Annotated in this window: 15 protein-coding genes; 6 read left to right on the top strand and 9 right to left on the bottom strand. The window is 56.1% G+C overall.

The window, feature by feature from the left end; genetic code table 11:
• The first annotated feature begins 34 nt into the window (after positions 1-34).
• The 4 genes from ACZ1HV_RS22675 to ACZ1HV_RS22660 all read left to right on the top strand — a co-directional run bounded on the left by ACZ1HV_RS22675 (position 35) and on the right by ACZ1HV_RS22660 (position 3,786).
• Positions 35-1,267, top strand: a complete 1,233-nt coding sequence (locus ACZ1HV_RS22675; protein WP_472716398.1) for a hypothetical protein — start codon at positions 35-37, stop codon at positions 1,265-1,267.
• Positions 1,264-1,521 carry a hypothetical protein gene (locus ACZ1HV_RS22670; protein ID WP_472716397.1) on the top strand — a complete coding sequence of 86 codons (258 nt, stop codon included), beginning with the start codon at positions 1,264-1,266 and terminating at the stop codon, positions 1,519-1,521. The genes ACZ1HV_RS22675 and ACZ1HV_RS22670 overlap by 4 nt, the downstream gene beginning before the upstream one ends.
• A 44-nt stretch (positions 1,522-1,565) precedes the next feature.
• Positions 1,566-3,368: a sulfatase-like hydrolase/transferase gene (locus ACZ1HV_RS22665; RefSeq protein ID WP_472716396.1), complete on the top strand. Its 1,803-nt coding sequence runs from the start codon at positions 1,566-1,568 to the stop codon at positions 3,366-3,368.
• Positions 3,369-3,507: 139 nt separating this feature from the next.
• Complete coding sequence (locus ACZ1HV_RS22660; protein WP_472716395.1) at positions 3,508-3,786, top strand: hypothetical protein; 279 nt, start codon at positions 3,508-3,510, stop codon at positions 3,784-3,786.
• A gap of 1,504 nt (positions 3,787-5,290) precedes the next feature.
• On the opposite strand, the gene ACZ1HV_RS22655 is transcribed toward ACZ1HV_RS22660, so the two are convergent.
• The 9 genes from ACZ1HV_RS22655 to ACZ1HV_RS22615 form a co-directional block, all read right to left on the bottom strand.
• Complete coding sequence (locus ACZ1HV_RS22655) at positions 5,291-6,661, bottom strand: M20/M25/M40 family metallo-hydrolase (protein ID WP_472716394.1); 1,371 nt, start codon at positions 6,659-6,661, stop codon at positions 5,291-5,293.
• Positions 6,658-8,703 (bottom strand): hydantoinase/oxoprolinase family protein, encoded by a 2,046-nt coding sequence (locus tag ACZ1HV_RS22650; RefSeq protein WP_472716393.1) that lies wholly within the window; start codon positions 8,701-8,703, stop codon positions 6,658-6,660. Before ACZ1HV_RS22650 ends, ACZ1HV_RS22655 begins: the two co-directional genes overlap by 4 nt.
• Positions 8,690-10,501, bottom strand: a complete 1,812-nt coding sequence (locus tag ACZ1HV_RS22645) for a hydantoinase B/oxoprolinase family protein (protein WP_472716392.1) — start codon at positions 10,499-10,501, stop codon at positions 8,690-8,692. Before ACZ1HV_RS22645 ends, ACZ1HV_RS22650 begins: the two co-directional genes overlap by 14 nt.
• Entirely contained in the window at positions 10,494-11,516 is a 1,023-nt protein-coding gene (locus ACZ1HV_RS22640; RefSeq protein WP_472716391.1) for an NADPH:quinone reductase, read from the bottom strand. The genes ACZ1HV_RS22645 and ACZ1HV_RS22640 overlap by 8 nt, the downstream gene beginning before the upstream one ends.
• Positions 11,516-12,493, bottom strand: coding sequence for an ABC transporter ATP-binding protein (locus ACZ1HV_RS22635; protein WP_472716390.1), 978 nt, complete (start codon positions 12,491-12,493; stop codon positions 11,516-11,518). The genes ACZ1HV_RS22640 and ACZ1HV_RS22635 overlap by 1 nt, the downstream gene beginning before the upstream one ends.
• Positions 12,490-13,509, bottom strand: a complete 1,020-nt coding sequence (locus tag ACZ1HV_RS22630) for an ABC transporter ATP-binding protein (protein WP_472716389.1) — start codon at positions 13,507-13,509, stop codon at positions 12,490-12,492. Before ACZ1HV_RS22630 ends, ACZ1HV_RS22635 begins: the two co-directional genes overlap by 4 nt.
• 1 nt (position 13,510) lies before the next feature.
• A complete protein-coding gene (locus tag ACZ1HV_RS22625) occupies positions 13,511-14,410 on the bottom strand; it encodes an ABC transporter permease (RefSeq protein ID WP_298812672.1) in 900 nt (299 codons plus the stop codon).
• Positions 14,403-15,380: an ABC transporter permease gene (locus ACZ1HV_RS22620; protein ID WP_298962813.1), complete on the bottom strand. Its 978-nt coding sequence runs from the start codon at positions 15,378-15,380 to the stop codon at positions 14,403-14,405. Before ACZ1HV_RS22620 ends, ACZ1HV_RS22625 begins: the two co-directional genes overlap by 8 nt.
• 110 nt (positions 15,381-15,490) lie before the next feature.
• The gene (locus ACZ1HV_RS22615) at positions 15,491-17,146 is read right to left on the bottom strand and encodes an ABC transporter substrate-binding protein (RefSeq protein WP_472716388.1); all 1,656 of its coding nucleotides are present in this window, start codon (positions 17,144-17,146) and stop codon (positions 15,491-15,493) included.
• A gap of 243 nt (positions 17,147-17,389) precedes the next feature.
• Between ACZ1HV_RS22615 and ACZ1HV_RS22610 the strand changes: the two genes are divergently transcribed.
• Complete coding sequence (locus ACZ1HV_RS22610) at positions 17,390-18,178, top strand: IclR family transcriptional regulator (RefSeq protein ID WP_298962818.1); 789 nt, start codon at positions 17,390-17,392, stop codon at positions 18,176-18,178.
• A gap of 145 nt (positions 18,179-18,323) precedes the next feature.
• The gene (locus ACZ1HV_RS22605) at positions 18,324-20,054 is read left to right on the top strand and encodes a M28 family peptidase (RefSeq protein WP_472716387.1); all 1,731 of its coding nucleotides are present in this window, start codon (positions 18,324-18,326) and stop codon (positions 20,052-20,054) included.
• Positions 20,055-20,505: the final 451 nt, after the last annotated feature.

Here is a 20,505-nt window from a genome sequence, read left to right as displayed (position 1 = left end):
AATGAACCGTTTTAAGCGATCCACGGGGCTTAGCGTGCTTCTTGCATGCGCCCTTGCTTTCATCGCACCGGTTGGTGCAAACGCCTCAAGCGACGAAGTGCGAAATGCCAATGCAAAGAAGGGCTGCGAACGCGGAAAGTTCAAGGATTACTATCTTCAGGGGGAAGGTGGCGACCCGTCGTCAGACTATACGGGCAGGGTTTTCAAGCTCTCTCAGAGTTACCCCGACACATTGCCGGCGATGGAAGACTATCCGTGGCTGAAGATAGACTTCGAGAATGGCGGCCCAACTGACCCTGCAAAATATCTACAGGCCCTGCTGGACTTCGGTCTGGAAGGAAATGTCGACGTCGATTTCTATGTTGAAGACAATACGGTGCGAAGCTGGTTTTCGATGCCGTGGATGGACTGGAACTCAGAGGTTGCAGCTGACTGGCCCGGCACTGACGGTCGCGAGTTTGTCCATGGCCTCACGCACGAATTCGACTCTTTCGCCAAAACCTTGTCCTCATACCAGAACGTGTTTGTGGATACATGGTCGGGCGCCTACTACAACGACCGTGCAGCATTCGGGATCGGTCAGGTATTTTGCGACCCCAACTCTCCCGATCCTTCGGCGCTCAACCCGGACCCTCAGGGGCTCAACAATTTCGCTGACGGGTCTTTCATCATCAAACTGTTGTTCTCCACTGTCGACACCGCACAACTGCCAACGATGGACGGCGCGCTCGAATGGCAAGCAGACATCTATGTCGAAAAAGATCCCAGCGTTCGCAACAAGGGGCCTATTTCGAAATATGAGAGGCAAGTGCAGTCAATAGGTTTGCTTCAGATCGACGTTGCTGTTAGGGACGATCGCAGTCTGACAGGCTGGCTTTTCGGTACTTTCGCCTATGACGGCCGACTGGATGGCGCTACGGCCTGGGACAAAATGGTTCCTCTCGGCCTTCAATGGGGAAACAATCCTAAAGTTACATATGATGAAACCTGCGATGATAACGGCATATGCAAGCAGACACTGCTGACACAACAGTGGATTAACGAAAGTGCAGTGACCGAGTTCAGCACCCCCCTGTCAGCCTTGACCATCTTGGCTACGGCGGGCGTCTTGCAGGTCCGGTCGACAATCCAAAGGCTTCCTGCATGGGGTGCCACCAGACCGCAGGATTTCCACCCGTTTCCATTGAACCCGAGTCTTCGACCCTCGCGGCGGTTCTCGGTCTCGACGACACCAAAACGGCGGCCGATCACCAGGACTTTCGGATGAACTTCTACAACAACGTTGTGGCGGGAACTGCCTTCAGCGACAGTCAGCTATACTCTTCGGATTACTCGCTTCAGCTCTCAATGGCCCTGAACAACTTCACATCTTTGCGCTGCCGCGTTGACGTCGCGGATACACCTGAAATCTGCAACACGCTGACCGCATGGGCAGAGGCGATGCGAACTTATGTCGACAATGTCCTTACGTTCGGAACCCCCGGCCCTGGAGGCGCACCCCTGAAGTCGTCAAATCAATGATTGCGGAGACATCAACAATCAATTGTATCTCGAAGAGGTGAGCAATGAAAAAGGATGATTCGTCTTCTCAAGGGCAATCCGAGGAAAGAGATCTTTCCGGGGGTGTGAGCCGAAGAAACGTCATAAAAATTGGAACTGGAGCGGCAGCTCTTGGGTCCCTTGTTGGATTATCATCAGCAAACGCTGAAGGTGCTGGTTCACCCGATATGGATCAATCAGCACCGAAGTCAGCAAGCCGCGAAAAACCTGCGGATCATCCCTATAATGTCATTCTCTTAATTTCAGACGAAGAAGCGTATCACCTGCGGGCAGCAGAAGGTTATTCAACGCCAGCACGGGAGGAACTCCAGCGTCGCGGCACAACATTTCACAATCATTATATCGGTGCCGCAATGTGCACGCCATCGCGTGGTGTAATGTTCTCGGGTCAACCGCCCCAGATTAATGGCGTTTTTGATCAAATGGAACTTGGGTATGTTCCGAGCCTTCGTACCGACAAGCCCAATCTTGGTTCGATATTTAAAGACCTTGGCTACGAAACAGCCTATTTCGGCAAATTCGAGCTTCGTAAGGATATCATCGCACCGAAACCAACCGTCAATTACACCAATGCCCTACGCGAATACGGTTTTGACACTTTTGCCCCGGACGGTGACAAGGTTGGAGCCCCTGATCAAGCCTATAATACCGACGCCTATACCACAGGTGCGGCTATTCGCTGGCTGCGAACAAATGCACGTGAAATAAACCGGCAGGGCAAGCCTTGGTGCCTCGTGGTCAGCTTCGTTTCACCACATGACATTATGTATGCGGAAGTCAATCGGGAGGGAGAGAAGGTACAAACATCGCAGGTTGGAATGAAAATTCTGCCACCGCCAAAGAACGACCACTTTGCGAAGCAATGGAAATTTCCTCCCTCGCCGACTGCACTTCAACCGATGGATTCTCCCGGTAGGCCCCTGGCTCATCTGTCCTACATGATCGGCTGGTCGGCGTTTCTCGGCGAAATTCCCTCCCATGAAACAGAGATGTGGAACACTTACTATAATTTCTATCTGAATCTCATTCGTGACAATGATCGCAACCTTCAGTCGTTGTTGGACACGATAAGTGCGCTCGACCTTTGGGACTCTACTGTCGTCATGAGAACTGCAGATCATGGGGAACTCGGTGGTTCACATGGTGGTTTGCGTGGAAAGGGACCACTTCCCTACGAGCAGGAGGTCCATGTGCCTGCTGTTGTCGTTCATCCTGAACATGCGGGCGGCGGGAACTGTCACGCAATAACAAGTCACATCGATCTGATCCCCACATTGGTAGGCATGACAAATACGGATGAGGCAAAGCGCAGCGCAGCAGTCTCTGACTTGCCTGGTCACGATTTTTCCTCCCTGCTGACGTCACCTGAAACTGCCGCTGTAGATGCCATCCGCGAAGCTGCTCTGTTTAATTATGTCGGCCTCCAGACGGTCGACTCGCTCTATATGATGCGAGTTTGCCGCGATATTGCTGAAGGCCGATCCGCACCACCCTTTTCCGAAGCCAAACCCGACATGTCTCGCCGTGGTTTCATCAGCTTTGTATTCGACGGCCGCTACAAGTACTCTCGGTATTACGCTCCAGACAATTTCAACACACCCGAGACACTTGATGAACTTCTCGCAAATAACGAGATTGAATTGTTTGATTTAGAAAACGATCCGGATGAAATCGAAAATCTTGGTGTTGACACGAAGACGAATGCCAAACTCATCTTGCGGATGAACGACTTACTCAATCGCATGATTGCAAAGGAAGTCGGCGCAAACGATAGCGCGTTCTTTCCTGCGGGCTTGCACAAAGGATGAAGAACGGCCTGCACTCCTGATGGACGGAATGCAAGAAACAGACTGTGCACCGCAACCAAGTTCAGCCCCCTGTCAGCCTTGATCATCTTGGCTAAGGCAGACGCCTTGCCGGCCGGTCGACAACCCGGAGGCATCCTGCATGGGGTGCCACCACCCGGCAGGGTTTCAACCGGTTTCAATCGCGCTGGAATCCTCAACACTTGCAGCAATTTCCGGCGTCGACGACACCAATACAGCCGCCGATCATCAGAATTTCCGGATGAATTTCTATAACAACGCGGTGTCGGGCACTACGTTCAGTGACAGTCAGCTTTACTCGCCGGACTACTCACTTCAGCTCTCCATGGCCAAAACAACTTCACAACTCTGCGCTGCCGCGTTGACGTTACGGACACACCTGAAATCTGCAACACGCTGACCGCATGGGCAGAGGCGATGCGAACCGATTTCGACAATGTCCTGACGTTCGTAACCCTTGGTCCCGGAGGCGTACCACTGAATTCGTCAAACCAATGCAATGAACGTGTTCCACGATGTAAATTTCTGCACGTGAACGCCAGCCAACCAAATCCGAGTTCTTTTAGTCGCGGCTGATTGGGACACGATAAATGAGACACGCGAAGGATACTGTTATCTCTTCTTGCTCACATTTCGGTACTTAGCAGGATTAGCTAATAGAAAGATAGAAAATCAAATCCAAGGCAAAACGTGTTCTGCAAGGGTTGGGATAATCGCGATGGTGTTCCCGAGTTGCCAGCTTCGGCCAAGACAGTTCAGCCAGATCTGAGAAACCCAAATGACTCGCGACGCTAAAGAACTAAGGAACTTGTTTTAAATGCCTAACTTGTGGCTGATATTCATGTTGTTTGCATGTGGCATCATTTTTTCCTGGGGCGTCCTTTCAAGGCGGATGTGGATCAAAGTCGTTGGCGTTGTGTATTTTCTAATTAGTGTCATGCTTTACGTGAACTATCAGTACCCAGTGGATCAAATTGTCCAGTCTCAGATGCAAACTGAAACCACGAAGAAGCACATTTCACTCGGGCGAGGACAATGACGGTAGCGGCCCTCCGCTACCAAATTCAGCCAAGATGATCCAATGCGTGAAAGGTCTAAATAGCACAGTCCAAAGGCTCATCCTTTAAGCGATCTGGCATGAAGGAATAGTGCTTGAAATCAGCTCATCCGGATCGCAGGAAACCAAATTTTCAAACCGCTCCCCGCATAGCCCCAAGACATGGCCAATGCCATGGCTGTCCGTCTTCATTTGTTTTGAGACAATTGTGGCGTTGATTATACGGAGGCTCTGGCCCATCAGGTTGCCTTATGTAAACAACCGTCGCATCGTCGTTGACAGTGACACGGCGTCTTCGGACATATTGCCACTGCTGCAATCGTGATAAGCGCATTGGACCAGGCTCGTTTCAAACAGTCGGGATCCACTAAAAAGACGTTCTCTTACAAACGGATGCTGGTTGGAAGAACTTTGCACGCATGCACACAATTGTGTGGCGATCAACAATGAAGCGGAACCGGTCGGGTTCGACGTTGAAAATTGAACCTGGGCGGCTAAGACAGCAGCTTCAAACCAAGAAAAAAGCAGGACAACCGACTGTTAAACGAGAGCACTCGTCTCTGGCGCGTTCGTCGCACTTCTAAGGCAATGACCGTTCGATCCGGACCCGCTTTCAGATGATCTATGGTCGAATACGTGACCAATTGATCATTCACGGCAAAGACTGGCTTTCATGGAAGATCTACCCAAGGCAATGGTCTTAGGCTTGCGCCGCACTCAGCAAATGACTGGAAAACAACACCGTCTGCGTTTCGCAGACGTAACTGCAAAACGCCAGTCAGACAAATCTACTGCGTGAAGCCAAATTTCTAAACTACACATCGGCCATCCAAAGACCGCAGCGTGTTCAATCTTGCGACTCGGATTTACTTAGTTTTCCAAGTTCGGCCAACACTGCTGCACCTGTTTTGATGCCGTCGATGAAACGCACAACTTCCAGGTTTTCGTTCGGGGCATGATTGGCTTCATCGGCGTTCGCGTAAGGGATCACGAAGGCTGGAAGATCCAAGATCTTGGTGAAGACATAGTCTGGCAACGACCCACCAACAGTCGGATAAAGCAGAGGGTCAACGCTGCGCGCAGCCTTTACGGCCGCAATCAACGGCGCGGCGAACGGGCTGGTCAGCGGCGTTTTGGAAGGCAGCATTCCATTGTGGCGGATAACTTCGACCTCCGGGGCAAAACGCGCCACATGCGCCTCCACCCGTTCGAACACATAGTCGGGCGTCAGCGGCTCAACGAGTCGGATATCGCATTTGGCGATCGCCTGGTTCGGGAGAACCGTTTTGCTGCCGGGGCCGTTATACCCGCCGCTGATCCCGTTGATCGTTAAAGTGGGGTGGAACATCAACCTGTCCCAGTAGGGCCGGTCTCTCGGCCCGTCCAGCTCATCGATGGCAAGGTCCGCCTTCACGGCGGTTTCATCGTCGGGAAGCCGGGAAACAACCTCCCGTTCCAGATTGGTCGCCGGAATAACCGGCTCGGTTATTCCTTCAACAGTGATGTTTCCGTCCGCGTCTTTCATGGTTGCAAGAAGCTGCACCAGCGTCCAGATCGGGTTGGGCACCACTCCGCCGAAGTTGCCAGAATGCACGTCACGCGAAGCGCCTTTTGCCAGCAGATCGAAGGACGCAACTCCACGCACTCCGAACGTGATGACCGGCTGACCGCTTTCATGCAGCGGGCCATCGGATGTAACCACGAGATCTGCTTGAAGCCGGTCTGCGTTTTGCTTCACGAAGTTCGCGATTTGCGGCGAACCGATTTCCTCTTCTCCCTCGAGCAGAAAAATCACGTTGCATGGCAATGTGCCATGGACTTTCAAATGCGTTTCGATCGCCAGCAATTGGGCGAAATGCTGCCCCTTGTTGTCACCGATGCCGCGCGCCCAGATCCGCCCATCCCGCAATGCCGGCTCGAACGGAGGGCTTATCCAGGCCTCCAGAGGGTCGGGCGGTTGCACGTCGTAGTGGCCATAGAGCAATACCGTCGGCCTCGCCGGATCCACATCGAAACGCCCCAGAACGAACGGATGTCCAGGTGTCTCTACAAGACCGGCTTCAAATCCCAACCCCTCCAGATGCCTCACAAGCATGCCGGCGACCGCACGAATTCCAATATCATGCGCGGAGATGGAAGGATGGCGGACATAGTCCATCACGCGCGCCACGAACTCGTCCGCATTTGTATCGATGTGATCGAAGAGCGCCTTGTTCATGCGGTGTCCCGCTTCAGCAGAAGAGCACCTGAGGCGTGAACTTGTGCGGTCCAGCCTGGCGAGATCACCGACGTTGTATCCAATTGTGTAAGGATCGCAGGGCCGGAAATTTCAACTTCAGCGCCAAGGGCAGCCCGGTCATAAATCGGCGTTTCCAGCGTCCCGTCAGGCCAATGGACCATTTGAGTTTGAAGCGGGTCAGGTTTGGTTGCCGGGTCAAGCGCCGGCACTCTGATGGGTTCGGTGCGACCCAGTGCTTCCACGCGGAGCGTCACCAGCTCAATCGGAGCGTCGAGCACAAAGCCATAGAGCGCTTCATGTGCAGCTCTGAAGTTCTCTTCCGTTTCTGGCGCGGACAGGCCCCAGTCAACAGCAATTTCACCACCTTGTCCGTGAAACCGCAAAAGTGCGCGGGCCTGCAACACCCTTTCCTCAGTAGGGACGCCTTCGGTATCCAGCCATTCCTCAGCCTTGGATGTCAGCTCACTGACAATCGCATCGCCAACATCCTGATCCGTCTGTCCGGGCATGGGCAGCGCGCGTGTGAACTCCGCTTTCATGTCTGCCGCCAGCAACCCGGCTGCACAAAGCAGTCCGGGCGCGGGAGGAACCATCACATGCGAAATGCCCAGAAGCTCAGCAAGTGCGCAGCCATGCAAAGGCCCTGCTCCGCCAAAGGGAACCAACGTAAATTCGCGCGGGTCATGACCGCGTTCGACCGACACGGTCCGTACCGCGCCGATCATATTATTGTTCATAATCGCAAGAATACCCTGTGCAGCCTCTTCATCGTTGAGCCCTAGAGGCTTGGCGACATTGTCACTGACAACTCGCCGGGCCGACTCCACATCAAGTGACATCGAGCCACCAAGCAAAGCGTGTGGCAGGTTGCCCAGCGTTACATGGGCATCAGTGACCGTTGCCTGTCGGCCGCCCTGTCCATAGGCAGCCGGACCCGGGCGCGCGCCTGCAGAATGCGGCCCGACGGCAAGCGTGTCATTGGTAACCTCCGCAATTGAGCCACCGCCTGCACCAATCGTGACCATATCCACCATGGGCAGTGACAGCGGCCATTCTCCGACCTTGCCTTGCTGGGTCAGTGCAATGGCACCATCCCGTATGAGGCAGATATCGGCGGATGTGCCGCCGATGTCGACGGTGATTATGTCGTGAATACCGCAGGCAGCAGCCGCATCAACGGCGCCTACAACACCGGCGGCAGGACCGGACAATGCGGTCAACGCCGGCGCGACCCGGATTGCTTCGGTTCCCGCCACGCCGCCATTGGATTGCATTAACAACAAGGGTGACGCAGCTTCGGCATCGTCCAATCGTTCCTGCAAGCGGGAGATGTAGCTGGAGACGCCGGGCATGACGTTCGCATTCAAAACAGTTGCCAAAGATCGTTCGAACTCACGGACAACCGGCAGAACGTCCGTCGAACAGGTCACGGCAACGCCCGGAAGCGCATTTCTAAGAATTTCAGCCACGCGGATTTCGTGGACCGGGTTGGCGTAGGCATGCAGCAGACAAACGGCAACCGCTTCCACATTCTGGGTTTTCAGGGCGTCAACGACCTGCTGCGCGCTGCCTTCGTCAAGCGGTTCAAGAACCTTTCCGCCGGTTCCGATCCGCTCCGCAATCTCATGAATTCTATCCGCCGGAACCGGGCGTGCAGGTTTGACCCAGGTGAAGAGATTTGCATGGCGCGGGATATCCTGGCGTCCGATCTCAAGCACATGCCGGAAACCGCGTGTCGTCACAAGCGCGGTTCTGGCTCCCTTGTCTTCAAGGATCATATTGGTGGCAACGGTCGTGCCATGAAGTACGCGGGACAGGTCCTTCGCGCTGATGCCGGCATCCTCCATCACACTCCGGACCCCGGTCATAAAGGCTTGGGAAGGATCGGAAGGGACCGACGGCGTTTTCGCCCGCCAAATGGAGCCGGAATTGCGATCCAGCAACGAGATATCGGTAAACGTGCCGCCGATATCGACCGCAACGGCGTAGGATGGATCCAGTGTCGCGTCAAACGAAGGCATCGACATACTCCTGACGGTGAAAACGCCGGACTTCCGGACGATCATTGCGTAGCGCCTGCGTCGCCAAATGGTCGAGTTCACCTTCCTCGATCATAACACCATATTCGCCTATTGCTGCTTCCTGGGTGACGAAACCTCCGAGGACGTCGCGCAGCACCTCTTCTGCCGGGCGGTCATACGGGTGGCCGTAACCACCCCCTCCCCCGGTTTGTATGCGCAAGATATCTCCCCTTTTCAGCATGTTGCCGTCGGAGAGCGGATCGAGGCGGATTTCCGCCTCGGTTCCCGGATTGACAACCGCAACACCGTGCCGTCCCGATTTGCCGCCATGGATACCCCAGGGCGGGTTTTTGACGCTGTCGATACGGATCGCCACCATGGTTTCCTCTGCGAGGATTTCATATTCCCGGACAATTCCGCAACCGCCCCGATAACGTCCTGCGCCGCCGGAATCCGTTGCGATCCCGTATACCCGCATCGTGACCGGGTAACCGGCTTCTAGAAATTCGACCGGGTAGTTCTCCTGGGCGACAAAGTAGACGGCATCGATCCCATCGGCCGTAGAGCGCGCGCCATAGCCAACGCCGATCCCGTCTGCCAGGAGATAGGGTTCGAGCCTGCCTTCCACTGTCCGGTACTTGCCGCGCATGATGTTGACCACATAGGCGGAGTTCGCAGCCGGTGCCTCGCCTTCCCCGGCATTCAAGAGCCCGCACATGGCGGAAATCATCCGCATGGCGGTGAGACCGCGCAGCCCAAGCGGAGCCGGGTACTCCGGCTGCAAAAAACTGCCCTTTCGAAACAGCACCTCGTCCAGAGCATTCGGCCCGCCCGCATTGCAAACCTGGCTGGGATCTCCCCCTAGATAGAAGAGACCGAGCGCCATACCAGGAACGCCCTTGTTCATCAGGTAGTTGATTGGCCCCGGCGCCTGATCGTCGCTCTCGCGGGCATCGAAGCTGTAAACGTCGTCTCCGTCCTCGCCTTTGGCACGGGTGAGCGAAAACCGCATATGAAACGGCCCGTTTCCGTGCCCGTCCGTATCAATCGCATCGGTAAAGCTATGCGTACCGTAGTCAAAGCTTTCAGCCAGCTTTCCGCGCACAAGCTTCCGGGTACGCTGCAAGAGCTGCGCAAGCGCATCTTCCATGATGGCCGGTCCGAACCGGTCCAGAATTTCACCCACCCTGCGCACACCCAGCTCGACAGAAGCCATCAGGGCACGCATGTCGCCAATGCTTTGATCGGGATATCTGGAATTGCGGTGAAAGATGTCGAGGACGGCCTGATTGACCCTGCCCGCTTCGATCATTTTGGTCACCGGGATCATGATCCCTTCCTGAAAAATATCCGTCGCATCGGGGCTAATGGACCCCGGACGCAGTCCGCCGATATCGGCGAAATGCGCCCAGCTCATCACAAAGGCCCGCACCTTGCCGTCGCGAAAAACCGGAGCGAGCAAAACCTGATCGTTGGAATGGGAAATCGCGCCGTAGGAACCGTAGCAATCGTTGTACCAGTAGACATCGCCTTCCTGCATGGTTTCCATGGGAAACTTTTCAAGAACGGGGCGTGTCATATCCCCGAAAATGGGAACCATCGACCCCACCGCCATGGTGCCGTTTCCGTCGAACAACGCGGTGTAGAAGTCCTTCTTTTCCCGGATAAACGCCGAGATGGCGGTGCGTTCTATAAGCGCTTCCATTTCAGATTGGGCGGCGGCGATCGCGCCGCGAATGATCTCAAGCGAGACAGGATCGCAGAGCGCCTGTTCAATCACGCGCGTTTGCTTATTCATGATCAACTCCAGTCAGAGCGGGAAGTGTGAGCACCGTCTGCCCCAGTCCGCCGGCTTCGACGCGGGCGTGCGCGGCACCTATTTCAGACAGTGGATGAGTTGCGCCGATGCTGGGCGACAATGTGCCCTCGGAAAGCATTCTTGTGATGGTGGCTTCGGCTTCGGTCCGCTGACCGGCCGTGAGCCGGAAGCCCTGAATGAAACGGATCTGCGCACCAAGCCCGGCAAAGGCATAATAGGGCAGCACCGGCGCCGGGTTTGAACTGCAGGAATAACTGGCAATGGCTCCGTGGGACGCTAGGCAGGCGGCATCAATTTCAAGATTGGCAGCCAGGTCCACTTCCACAATGAGATCAGCGCCTGCACCGGCCGTTTCACGGACCACTTCTGCCGGAACCTCCTGTCGATGCCGGTCGATCACCACGACGTCACCGAATGCGGCTACCGCGGCCGCTCCATCTTCTGAGCTCACCGTGCCGATGACCTTAGCGCCATGCGTCACCGCGATCTGGACACAGATCTGACCGACGGCGCCAGCGGCCCCCTGTATAAGAACCGTCTTTCCAGCTAAGCCTCCGGCACCCAGCAACGCCAACCAGGCCGTCAATGCCGGAACACCCAGGCACGCTCCGGTTTCGAAGCCCGTATCATCGGGCAACCGAACGGCCTGCGGTGATGGCAGGACCACATACTCAGCGGCCGTCCCGAAAGCGCGCCCCGCTTCGCCGTAGCCGCCCTGCGCATTCCAAAGCCAGACCCGCTCTCCGATCCTTTGGGAAGAAACACCTTCCCCAACAGCTTCAACCACACCCGCACCGTCCGAATGCGGAATGATCAAAGGATGAGCCATGGAAGAGGCGTTCCATCCAGCGCGCCTTTTGGTGTCTGCAGGATTTATTCCCGACGCCATGACGCGCACGCGTACATTTCCCTCGCCGGGCGAAGGCACCGGGCGATTTCCAAGCTGAAGAACCTCAGCCGCATCACCTGTCTGGGTGTAATAGGCTGCTTGCATCACGGGCTCACGAAATGGCAGGCGACAAGGCGCGTATCTATTCGGCGCGGCGTGGGAACTTCGCTGGCGCACCGGGATTGGGCCTTCGGGCAACGATCACGAAAGACACAGCCGGAAGGCGGGTTACGCGGATCGGGGGCTCCGCTGCCGATAGGCAGGGGATCATGGCTCTGGTCCACCTTGGGTGTGGGCACCGCCGCCACCAAAGCCTGGGTGTAAGGGTGCAAGGGCGTGTGGACGATGTCCTCCGTTGGGCCATCCTCCATGATCTTTCCAAGATACATGACGATGGTGCGCTCACACACGTAGCGCACCAGGGCAAGATCGTGGCTGATATAGATAGCCGTCAGACCCAGACGGTCGCGCACGTCGCGAAAGACATTCAAAACACCCGCACGCACCGAAACATCGAGCATTGAAACCGGTTCGTCAGCGACGACAAAATCAGGCTCCAGGATCAGGGCACGCGCCATGACGACCCGCTGAAGCTGCCCTCCCGAAAGCTGATGGGGAAACCTTTCCAGGAATTGCTCGGGATCACCAAGCCCCACGAGGGCCAGAGCATCGACCACACACTGGTGCCAAGAGTCGCGTTCGACCTTGGCATTGGCAAGAGGCTCTTCAAGCGTTTTGCGGATGGAATAACGCGGGTTCACTGCATCGAAGGGATTTTGAAAAATCATTTGCGAACGGCTGCGGAACCGTTGCAGGTCGGCACCTTTCAGATCCCTGATTTCTTCCCCTTCAAACCGCGCGGACCCGCCGGTTACTTCTTCAAGCCGCACCAGGATCCGGCCCATGGACGTCTTGCCGCATCCCGACTCACCCAACAGGCCGACACTTTCGCCTTTCTTGAGGGAAAAGGTCACACCGTCGACTGCTTTGACCGTCGTCGACAGGCCCATCATGGCGGAAACCGCATTGCCAATCTTGTAGTGCAATTGGGCGTTGCTCAGTTCGATGATGGTTTCACTCATGCCGCCGTCCCCCAGGTAGCAGGCATCTTGGCGTCTTCCCGCAAAGCTGGAGCCTCGGAGACGCGGTGACAGGCAACGAAATGGCCTGGAGCTCCCTCGATCAGCGGCGGCTCGTCTGTCCGGCACTGATCGAGGGCAAAGGGGCACCTGGCTGCAAATCGGCACCCCGATGGCGGGCTGGCAAGATCCGGAGGGCTGCCGGCAATAGGGGTCAGTACGCCGCTTCCCGCCGATTGGAGATCGGGAAACGCGTTTTTGAGACCCATTGTATATGGATGAAGCGGTTCACTCAGAAGGGTCGCGGTATCGCAATCCTCGACAACCTTTCCGGCATACATCACCACCGTGCGGTCACATATATACGCCACCACAGATATATCGTGCGTAACTAGAATGACGGACAGACCAAGCTCCCGCTGCAGATTGCGCAACTGGTCCAGGATTTGGCGTTGGATGATGACGTCAAGCGCGGTGACCGGCTCGTCTGCGACCACCAGTCTCGGCTGAAGGGCCAAGGCAAGCGCGATTGCCACACGCTGGCGCATGCCGCCGGAAAACTGGTGAGGAAAATCGCGCAAGCGCCCCGGATCGATCCCCACCATTTCGAAGAGTTCAAACGCACGCTTACGCGCTGCGGATTTGCTCATACCTCCGCGGTCTCGCAGAACTTCCATAATCTGATATTCGACCCGGTAAACAGGATCGAGCGAGTTCATTGCCGATTGAGGAATAAAAGCGATATCGCGCCAGCGCAGCGCGTTCATATCCCGTTCGGACAGGGAGACGATGTCCTGACCATCGAACTGCAGCTGCCCATCAGCGATCCGGGCGTTGTCCGCAATCACCCGGGTTAGTGCACGCGCCATCGTGGTTTTGCCACAACCGGACTCACCAACCAGCCCAACAATGGAGCCCTGAGGCACATCGAAGCGGGCCTTGCTGACGGCAACGATGTCGAGCGTTCCGACTTCATAGGCAATGGTCACATCTCTGACCGACAAAAGTGGTCCGGTCATGTCAGCGCCCCAGCTTTGGAAACAGCAGATTTTCATATCCGCGCGAAATGAAGAAACCGGCACTCACCACCAAAATGATGGCAAGGCCAGGAGGTATGAACCAGTAATAGGCCTGCCGGGCGAGCGCCTGGCTTGCAAAAGCATCCTGCAGCATGAAGCCCCAACTGATGGCGTCCGGATCACCGAAACCCAAAAAGCTGATCGATGCTTCCGTCAGGATCGCCCAGCCGATCGCGATCGAGCCGTAGAGAAAGGAAAGGGGCAGAATATTGGGTGTGATGTGACGCAGAATGATTTTCAGGTCCGACGATCCGACGACCCGCGCAGCCTCCACGTAACCGCGCGAGCGCAGCGAAAGCACTTGCGAACGGATCACCCTGCCCGTGTCGCGCCAAAGGACAAGCCCCATGGCGATAACCGTGTTCCAGATGGAAGGCTCGGAGAAGGCGGAAATCACGATGACAAACGGGAGAAACGGAATGCCGAACGCGACGTCGGCAAGGCGCATCAGAACGGCATCGACCCATCCGCCAAAATAACCGGCCAGCAAGCCGACAATGGAACCGATAAAGGCCACCATGAACGCAGCGGTGAAGCCAACCAGCAAGGCAGAACGTGCGCCCCACACAATCTGGGAGAAGATGTCACGGCCAAGCGAGGTCGTTCCCAGGATGTGGCCTTCAGCGCCGGGAAACAGATCGGATGCGAGGTCGTAATCAGCGGTATAGAGGATTTCTGAAGGGTCATATGGCGCGATATATGGTGCGCATATTGCTGTCACGACAAAGACCGCATAGATCACCAGTCCGGCCAGTGCGAAAGGATCGCCGACAGGCAACCGAATTGCGGCAAAGATACGGGCGATGCCGCTTTCGTGTTTCTGTACCGCCGTTTCAGGCATGGGAAATCCTTGGATCAAGAAATGTATAGAGCAGATCCGCAATGAGGTTCATGGCTATGACCACGATGGCAATCATCAGGAAAGCACCCTGAGCCAGCGGGTAGTCGGAAGCCAGAACGGCGGCGACCAGTTCACGGCCCAGGCCAGGCCAGGAAAACACGCTTTCGACGACCACGTTGCCCTGAAGCTGATATCCGACAGCGATGGCAAAGGACGTGATCACCGGTAACAGCGCATTGCGAGCTCCGTGACGTATGACCACGGCAGAGGGCGACAGACCCTTGACCTTCGCCATGGTGACGAAATCCTCTTTCATCACATCCAGCATATTGGAACGCATCAAAAGCAGCGGCAGCCCCTGGGAGTAAATTGCCAGTGTCAGCATGGGCAAAATCAGGTGAGACAGAAAATCCGCCGATGTGTAAAGCGCCCAGAGGCTGCTGTAGTCGGTACCGGCAGATCTCGTCCCGCCCGCGGGGAACCACCCGAGCGAGAACGAGAAAATCGCCAGCAGGACCATGCCGAGCCAGAATTCCGGCATAGCCCGGGTCGCAAGCACGGCAGGCAAGGCAGCAACTTCCACTCGGGAACCTCTCCGCCACGCCAGCCAGGCTCCTGCCAGAATGCCAAAAGCATATGCCACGATCAGGGAGGAAAAAGTCAGCACAAGCGTGTTGGGCAGCAGCAGCCAGATACGTTCCGCAACAGGTGCGCGATACCGGAAAGAATACCCGAGTTCGCCCTGAAGCAGGTTTCCCAGATATGCGAAATACTGTTGCCACAATGGCTTATCGAGACCGAATTGGCGGATGAGCGCCTGTTGCTGCTCCTCAGTAAATGTAGGGTCGATATAGGCGGCCAGCGGACTGCCCGGCATCAAGCGGAACATCAGGAACAGGATGGTCACCACAGCCCAAAGGACCAGCGCCAGTTGCAACGTTCTGATGAGCAGAGGCTTAAGTGAATTCATCGCACGTCCCGAAAGGCCACCGGCAAAAGCAGCAAGAAAATGTCCAAGACTTTTTGGAAGATAGCGCGCGGCACTTTTCAAGCGGGCCGCGCGCTGCTTATGTCAACGCGTTACTTCGCAAGTGTTTCCGAAACGCCTTCCGGATAGGTCAGGCGGTCTCCGATACCGCCGTAACCTGCTTCTTCAAGAATACCCTTGGCGACATCCGAACCGGCCTTGAAGCCATCGACAACATCAGCGGCATGCCAGTATTCAAGCGCCGGGGAAACGACTGAGTTCGACGGCACCGCGAACTTCTTGAAAGCGGCATTGACAATCAGACGGCGGTCCACGGCGCTGGACAGGGCCCGGCGGAACGCAGGGTCGTCAAACGGGGGGCGGCGAAGATTGAAGGCCACATACCGGAAACCGATATCAACGGTCGAAACCACTTCAAGGTCGCCGTCTTCCTCAGCCGCCGTGATGAGAACCTGCGGATCCCCCTGAAAGTCGGTGAGGAAGTTCAATTCGCCTGAGCGAAGCATGCCGAGAGCGGCCTCTGCATTCGGAACGATCCGCAAGATAAAGCGTTCGGCCTTGGGTGCGTTAAAGTGATCGGCATTGGCCTCAAGCACAATCTCTTCATTTGGCAGCCAGCGCACGAACTTGAAGGCGCCTGACCCGATCGGTGTGTCTTCCTGATAGGATTCCGCGTTCTCTTCCTTGGCAGACAAGTCTGTGAGGATCGGTTCCCAGACATGTTTCGGGATGATGTTGATCTTGGCAAGGCTGGAAGTCAGGAACGAGGCTGACGGCGTCGCCAGGGTGAAAACGACAGTATTGTCGCCTTCGACCTCGATGTTGGTCACATTCTGACCAAACGGAGCGTACATGGGCGCTTCGCCACCTGTGGTCGCCTGATAGGAGAACACCACGTCTTCAGCTGTGACCGGCTGGCCATCATGGAACTTCAGGCCATCGCGCAGTGTAACTGCAATGGTGGTGTCGCCGCGCCATTCATAACTTTCGGCCGCCCAGGGCGTGGGCAAGCCATCCGGTCCGACACGGAACAGGCGGTCATAGATGAGTTCGGTCAGCCAATTGTCGGTGACACCCGAAATATAAAGTGGGTTTACGGCAATCACATTGTCTGAGCTGTTGACGATGACGTCTTTCTGCTCGCCGGTCGGCGCCAACGACAACCACGTCCAGTAGCTGCGAATGCCAATTCCAGATTGGTCGACAACGGACGCCGGGTCAAACACGTTCTTGTCAAAGGCGAAAGCCTGCTGCGGATGCACGAGCATCATATTCGGCTGATCGGCGTCGAGCATCTTCTGCGCCTCGAGAACAAGCGCTTGACGCTTCTCAGGATCGACCGTGATCCGCTGCTCTTCTACCAGTTTGTCGTATTCTGGGTTGTTATAACCGATGAAGTTATAACCCTTTTCGGCAGTCGAAGAATGAAAGAGGTTGTAGATGATCTCATCCGGGTCAGAACGCTCGGGTCGCCCCGTCATCTGCCAGGCCGTCACATCCCAGTCATTCCGGTTGTACCAGACCGTGTCGGCCATCTGCGACCAGGGCATGACGTCAATCTCCACATCGAGACCCAGCTTGCGCCACTCCTGTGCGATCAGCTGGATCGCCTGAAACTCGGCAGGTTGAGCCGCCTGAGGCCGCGACAACAGGTGAATCGTGCGGATCGGGTCCTGCGCGGCAACGGATGTCGCATAAAGCGATGCGCCCAGCACACTCCCGACGGCAATTTTGAGAAATGTCTTCAAGTCGCTCTCCTGTTCCTGAGCCTGGACGCAAGAGCGTTCAGGCCGTTTCATTTTGGGCGAAACCACCGCCGGTCCTCCCGGCGCGCGTGACTGACCACCTGCCCTCACCACCCATCTGCATAAAAAATGATCACCACTGACGTCTTTGCATGCATATTTTGTTTTATTCAGTGAAACATTTTTGATATACTTCAATCAGTAAAACACATCGAAAATTAAAATCAATAGAGTGCAGAGAAGAAAATGGCAGGACCGACAGCAACTGATGCAGCCGGACGGAAGTCTTACCGAATAGATGCAGTGGCCCGCGCGCTTAGAGTTCTGGAAGCCTTGGGTGACAATCCCGGCATTGGCACGACAGCTCTCGCAGAAAAGCTTGGCGTAACCAAATCCATCGCGTTCCGGCTGCTCCAGACCCTGGAAGAAGACGGTTACGTTCAGCGTGACGAGGAGCGAGCAATCTATTCGCTTGGCTACCGCATCGCGCTGCTTGGCGAACGCGTTGGACGCAAAGGCGCTTTGTTGCAGGTGGCGCGTCCTGTTATGGATACCCTGAGGGACGAAACGGGTGAAAATGTAAACCTGGTTGCACGAGAAGGAACCGCATCGGTCGCAATCGCAACCCGTGAGGGCCTTCATAGCATTCGTCTTTTCGCACAAACCGGACGGCGCGGCCCCCTGCATGCAGGTGGTGCGTCCATGGTGCTTTTGGCCTATGCAGAACCCAGTATTCGCGATCGTGTACTCGAGGGTCCGCTCGAGCGGTTCAGCCCCCATACGATCACAGACCCGGAGCGGTTGCGCGAAGCTCTCCTGCTCATTCGCTCGAACCGCTACAATGTGGCGATCAACGACCTGGACGACGGCGCCTTTTCCGTCGCCGCACCGATCCAGAACACGGCCGGCGAAATCATCGCGGGCATCTCGGTCGCCGGCGCATCAGCCCGCCTGGATGAAGTGCGGCGGGCAAGCTACATCGAAAAAGTTGTCGAGGCCGCGGACGAGATCTCAAAACGCCTGACCCTTAGCTGACAGTTTTTTCAATTCCAGCAAGACGCGCCCCCAATTCACGCATGCCGCATTCCGTTGAATGCACGGGTTGCGGCGCACAGCGAATTGCTGCTAGTGTTTTATTCTACGCTACATTGTTTCAATGAGTAAAACACTGGAACCTCCCATGAATGCCGCCGAGACCAAACTGCTTGACCAAGTCACCATCGATGAACCCTGGGCACTGGTTGAAAGTTTTTCGACCTTCAAACGCGAACATCCTGATGATGTGAACAGAGGTATGGACGAAGTTGTCTCCCGGCTGAAAGCACATGGTGTTGAAGTCAGGGTCCACGAACCGGACCTCTTTTTGAGCCTGCCGGGACAGGCCCGGGTTGAAGCGGACGGCCAGATATTCCGCGCCAAGCCGCCTGCCTTCAGCGCCGATGCAAGGGACGGGTTCACGGGGGACCTTGTCTATATTCCCGGCACCACGAACATGGACGAGGAAGACGCGTTCGAGAGCCAGCTTGAAGCAGGCCCCGACATGGAAGCACGGGTGCGCGGCAAAATTGTCCTGACCGAAGGTTTCGCAAGCCCGGCCATCATTTCTCTGATGGAGGCCTGCGGTGCGGTCGGCGTAATCGCCATCAACCCCGGGGCCGACATTCACTGGGGTATCTGCACCACGATCTGGGGAATTCCCGGGACGGCTGATCTGGACCGCAAGCCGCGTATTCCGGCTGCCGCCGTCAACTTGGAAAGCGGCAAAACACTCATCGAGATGGCGCAGGCCGGCAAGAGCGCCACAATCATAACGGAGATGGAGGAAGGCTGGTTCCGCTCCAAGCTGCCCGAAATCACCATCAGAGGCACGGAAGAACCGGAAAAATATGTGTTGTTGCACGGTCACCTGGACAGTTGGGATGTGGGCGTGGGGGACAATGCAACCGGCGATGCGACCATGCTTGAGATAGCCCGTGTACTTTGGGCCAACCGCGACAAACTCCGGCGCTCGGTGAAAATCTGCTGGTGGCCCGGCCATTCGACTGGCAGATACGCGGGATCGACCTGGTACTCCGATACATTCGCGCTCGATCTTGATGAGAACTGCGTCGCCCAGGTGAACTGCGACAGTCCCGGTTGCCGGTGGGCGACGGAATTCATCCATGTATCGGTCATGTCTGAAGCCCATGACTTCCTGGCCCAGGTCATCAGAGAAGTTGCCGGCAAGGAACTTCAATCCGAGCGGCCGCACCGGGCAGGCGACTACTCGTTCAATGACATTGGCCTCTCCAGTTACTTGATGTTGTCGTCCGCAATGACAGACGCTCACAGGGAGGAGCTCGGCTACTATGCAGTTGGCGGCTGCGGTATGAACATCGCCTGGCATACGGAAAACGACACGCTGGAAATTGCCGACAAAGACATCCTTCTGCGGGACATCAAAGTCTATCTTCTTGCAGTCTTCAGAAATGCAAATGCATCAGTGCTGCCAATGGACTGGCGGGCAACAGCCCGCGAGTTCCAGGCAACGATTGACGACTATCAGCAGCAGGCGGGGAACGCTTTCGATCTGTCAGCTTGCAGCGTCGCCGCCACCACCCTTGCCGAAGATCTGGACCGCTTTTACGCTCGTGTTGATCAGGGCAGAGTTTCCGAAGATACGGCAAATACCGTAATCCAGGAGCTGGCGCGTATTCTGGTACCGCTCAACTTCAACAGAAGCGCACGCTTCCGCCACGATCCGGCCCTCACAATCCCGCCGCTGCCTGCTCTGGAAGAAGCAACGAAGATCGCGAAGCGGCCCGTTGACCTGCAAGGATTTTCGCGCACAGAACTTGTGCGCGGCCAGAACCAGGTGATTGCCGGCATGCGCGCGGCCCGGAAACTAATCGCGAGCGCAGCTGGAAGCTGATGGCTAGCTCCTTGAATGCTGTCATATTCAGGCTTGAACCGAAGTCGGCAAATCTTTGCGGAGCGACTTTCAAGAACCCGGTATCGCAAGGCTTGATGCGGTAAGCCGACTTAGCTGACCTGATGCCAATTCGCCAACGGAAAATGACATGACAAAGATCTACTTCGTTGAGTGGTGCGAGAATCGACGTCAGCATTCCCTAAGCGGTAAACCTGCTCTGGCTTATCCAAATAGGGATAGTTTTCGACTTTTAACGAAAGAGCAGCCTGAGATTCGTGTCAGAAACTCAGCAAGACCAGGGTACACCTTGCGAAAGTCGAACGCTGAAATGGACAGCCCCGGCTACTCATACCGACCTACCCAGTTTCATCTCGTTTCTGCAGAAACTAAAGTCTTGCGGAGGCTATCTGGATGATCTGGCGACCAAATCCGCTGGTTTCGCAGGCCGCAG

It is taken from the genome of Roseibium sp. JB4-4 (genome assembly GCF_055693425.1).
The sequence above is the reverse complement of the archived record's forward strand: the minus strand, read 5'-3'. Positions and strand labels throughout refer to the sequence as shown.

Excerpts from the sequence above, each read along its gene's own strand:
- ACZ1HV_RS22650 (WP_472716393.1), bottom strand. The coding sequence starts at position 8,703 with ATGCCTTCGTTTGACGCGACACTGGATCCATCCTACGCCGTTGCGGTC.
- ACZ1HV_RS22665 (WP_472716396.1), top strand. The coding sequence starts at position 1,566 with ATGAAAAAGGATGATTCGTCTTCTCAAGGGCAATCCGAGGAAAGAGAT.
- ACZ1HV_RS22610 (WP_298962818.1), top strand. The coding sequence starts at position 17,390 with ATGGCAGGACCGACAGCAACTGATGCAGCCGGACGGAAGTCTTACCGA.
- ACZ1HV_RS22605 (WP_472716387.1), top strand. The coding sequence starts at position 18,324 with ATGAATGCCGCCGAGACCAAACTGCTTGACCAAGTCACCATCGATGAA.
- ACZ1HV_RS22635 (WP_472716390.1), bottom strand. The coding sequence starts at position 12,493 with ATGAGTGAAACCATCATCGAACTGAGCAACGCCCAATTGCACTACAAG.
- ACZ1HV_RS22640 (WP_472716391.1), bottom strand. The coding sequence starts at position 11,516 with ATGCAAGCAGCCTATTACACCCAGACAGGTGATGCGGCTGAGGTTCTT.
- ACZ1HV_RS22620 (WP_298962813.1), bottom strand. The coding sequence starts at position 15,380 with ATGAATTCACTTAAGCCTCTGCTCATCAGAACGTTGCAACTGGCGCTG.
- ACZ1HV_RS22625 (WP_298812672.1), bottom strand. The coding sequence starts at position 14,410 with ATGCCTGAAACGGCGGTACAGAAACACGAAAGCGGCATCGCCCGTATC.
- ACZ1HV_RS22660 (WP_472716395.1), top strand. The coding sequence starts at position 3,508 with ATGGGGTGCCACCACCCGGCAGGGTTTCAACCGGTTTCAATCGCGCTG.
- ACZ1HV_RS22655 (WP_472716394.1), bottom strand. The coding sequence starts at position 6,661 with ATGAACAAGGCGCTCTTCGATCACATCGATACAAATGCGGACGAGTTC.
- ACZ1HV_RS22630 (WP_472716389.1), bottom strand. The coding sequence starts at position 13,509 with ATGACCGGACCACTTTTGTCGGTCAGAGATGTGACCATTGCCTATGAA.
- ACZ1HV_RS22645 (WP_472716392.1), bottom strand. The coding sequence starts at position 10,501 with ATGAATAAGCAAACGCGCGTGATTGAACAGGCGCTCTGCGATCCTGTC.
- ACZ1HV_RS22670 (WP_472716397.1), top strand. The coding sequence starts at position 1,264 with ATGAACTTCTACAACAACGTTGTGGCGGGAACTGCCTTCAGCGACAGT.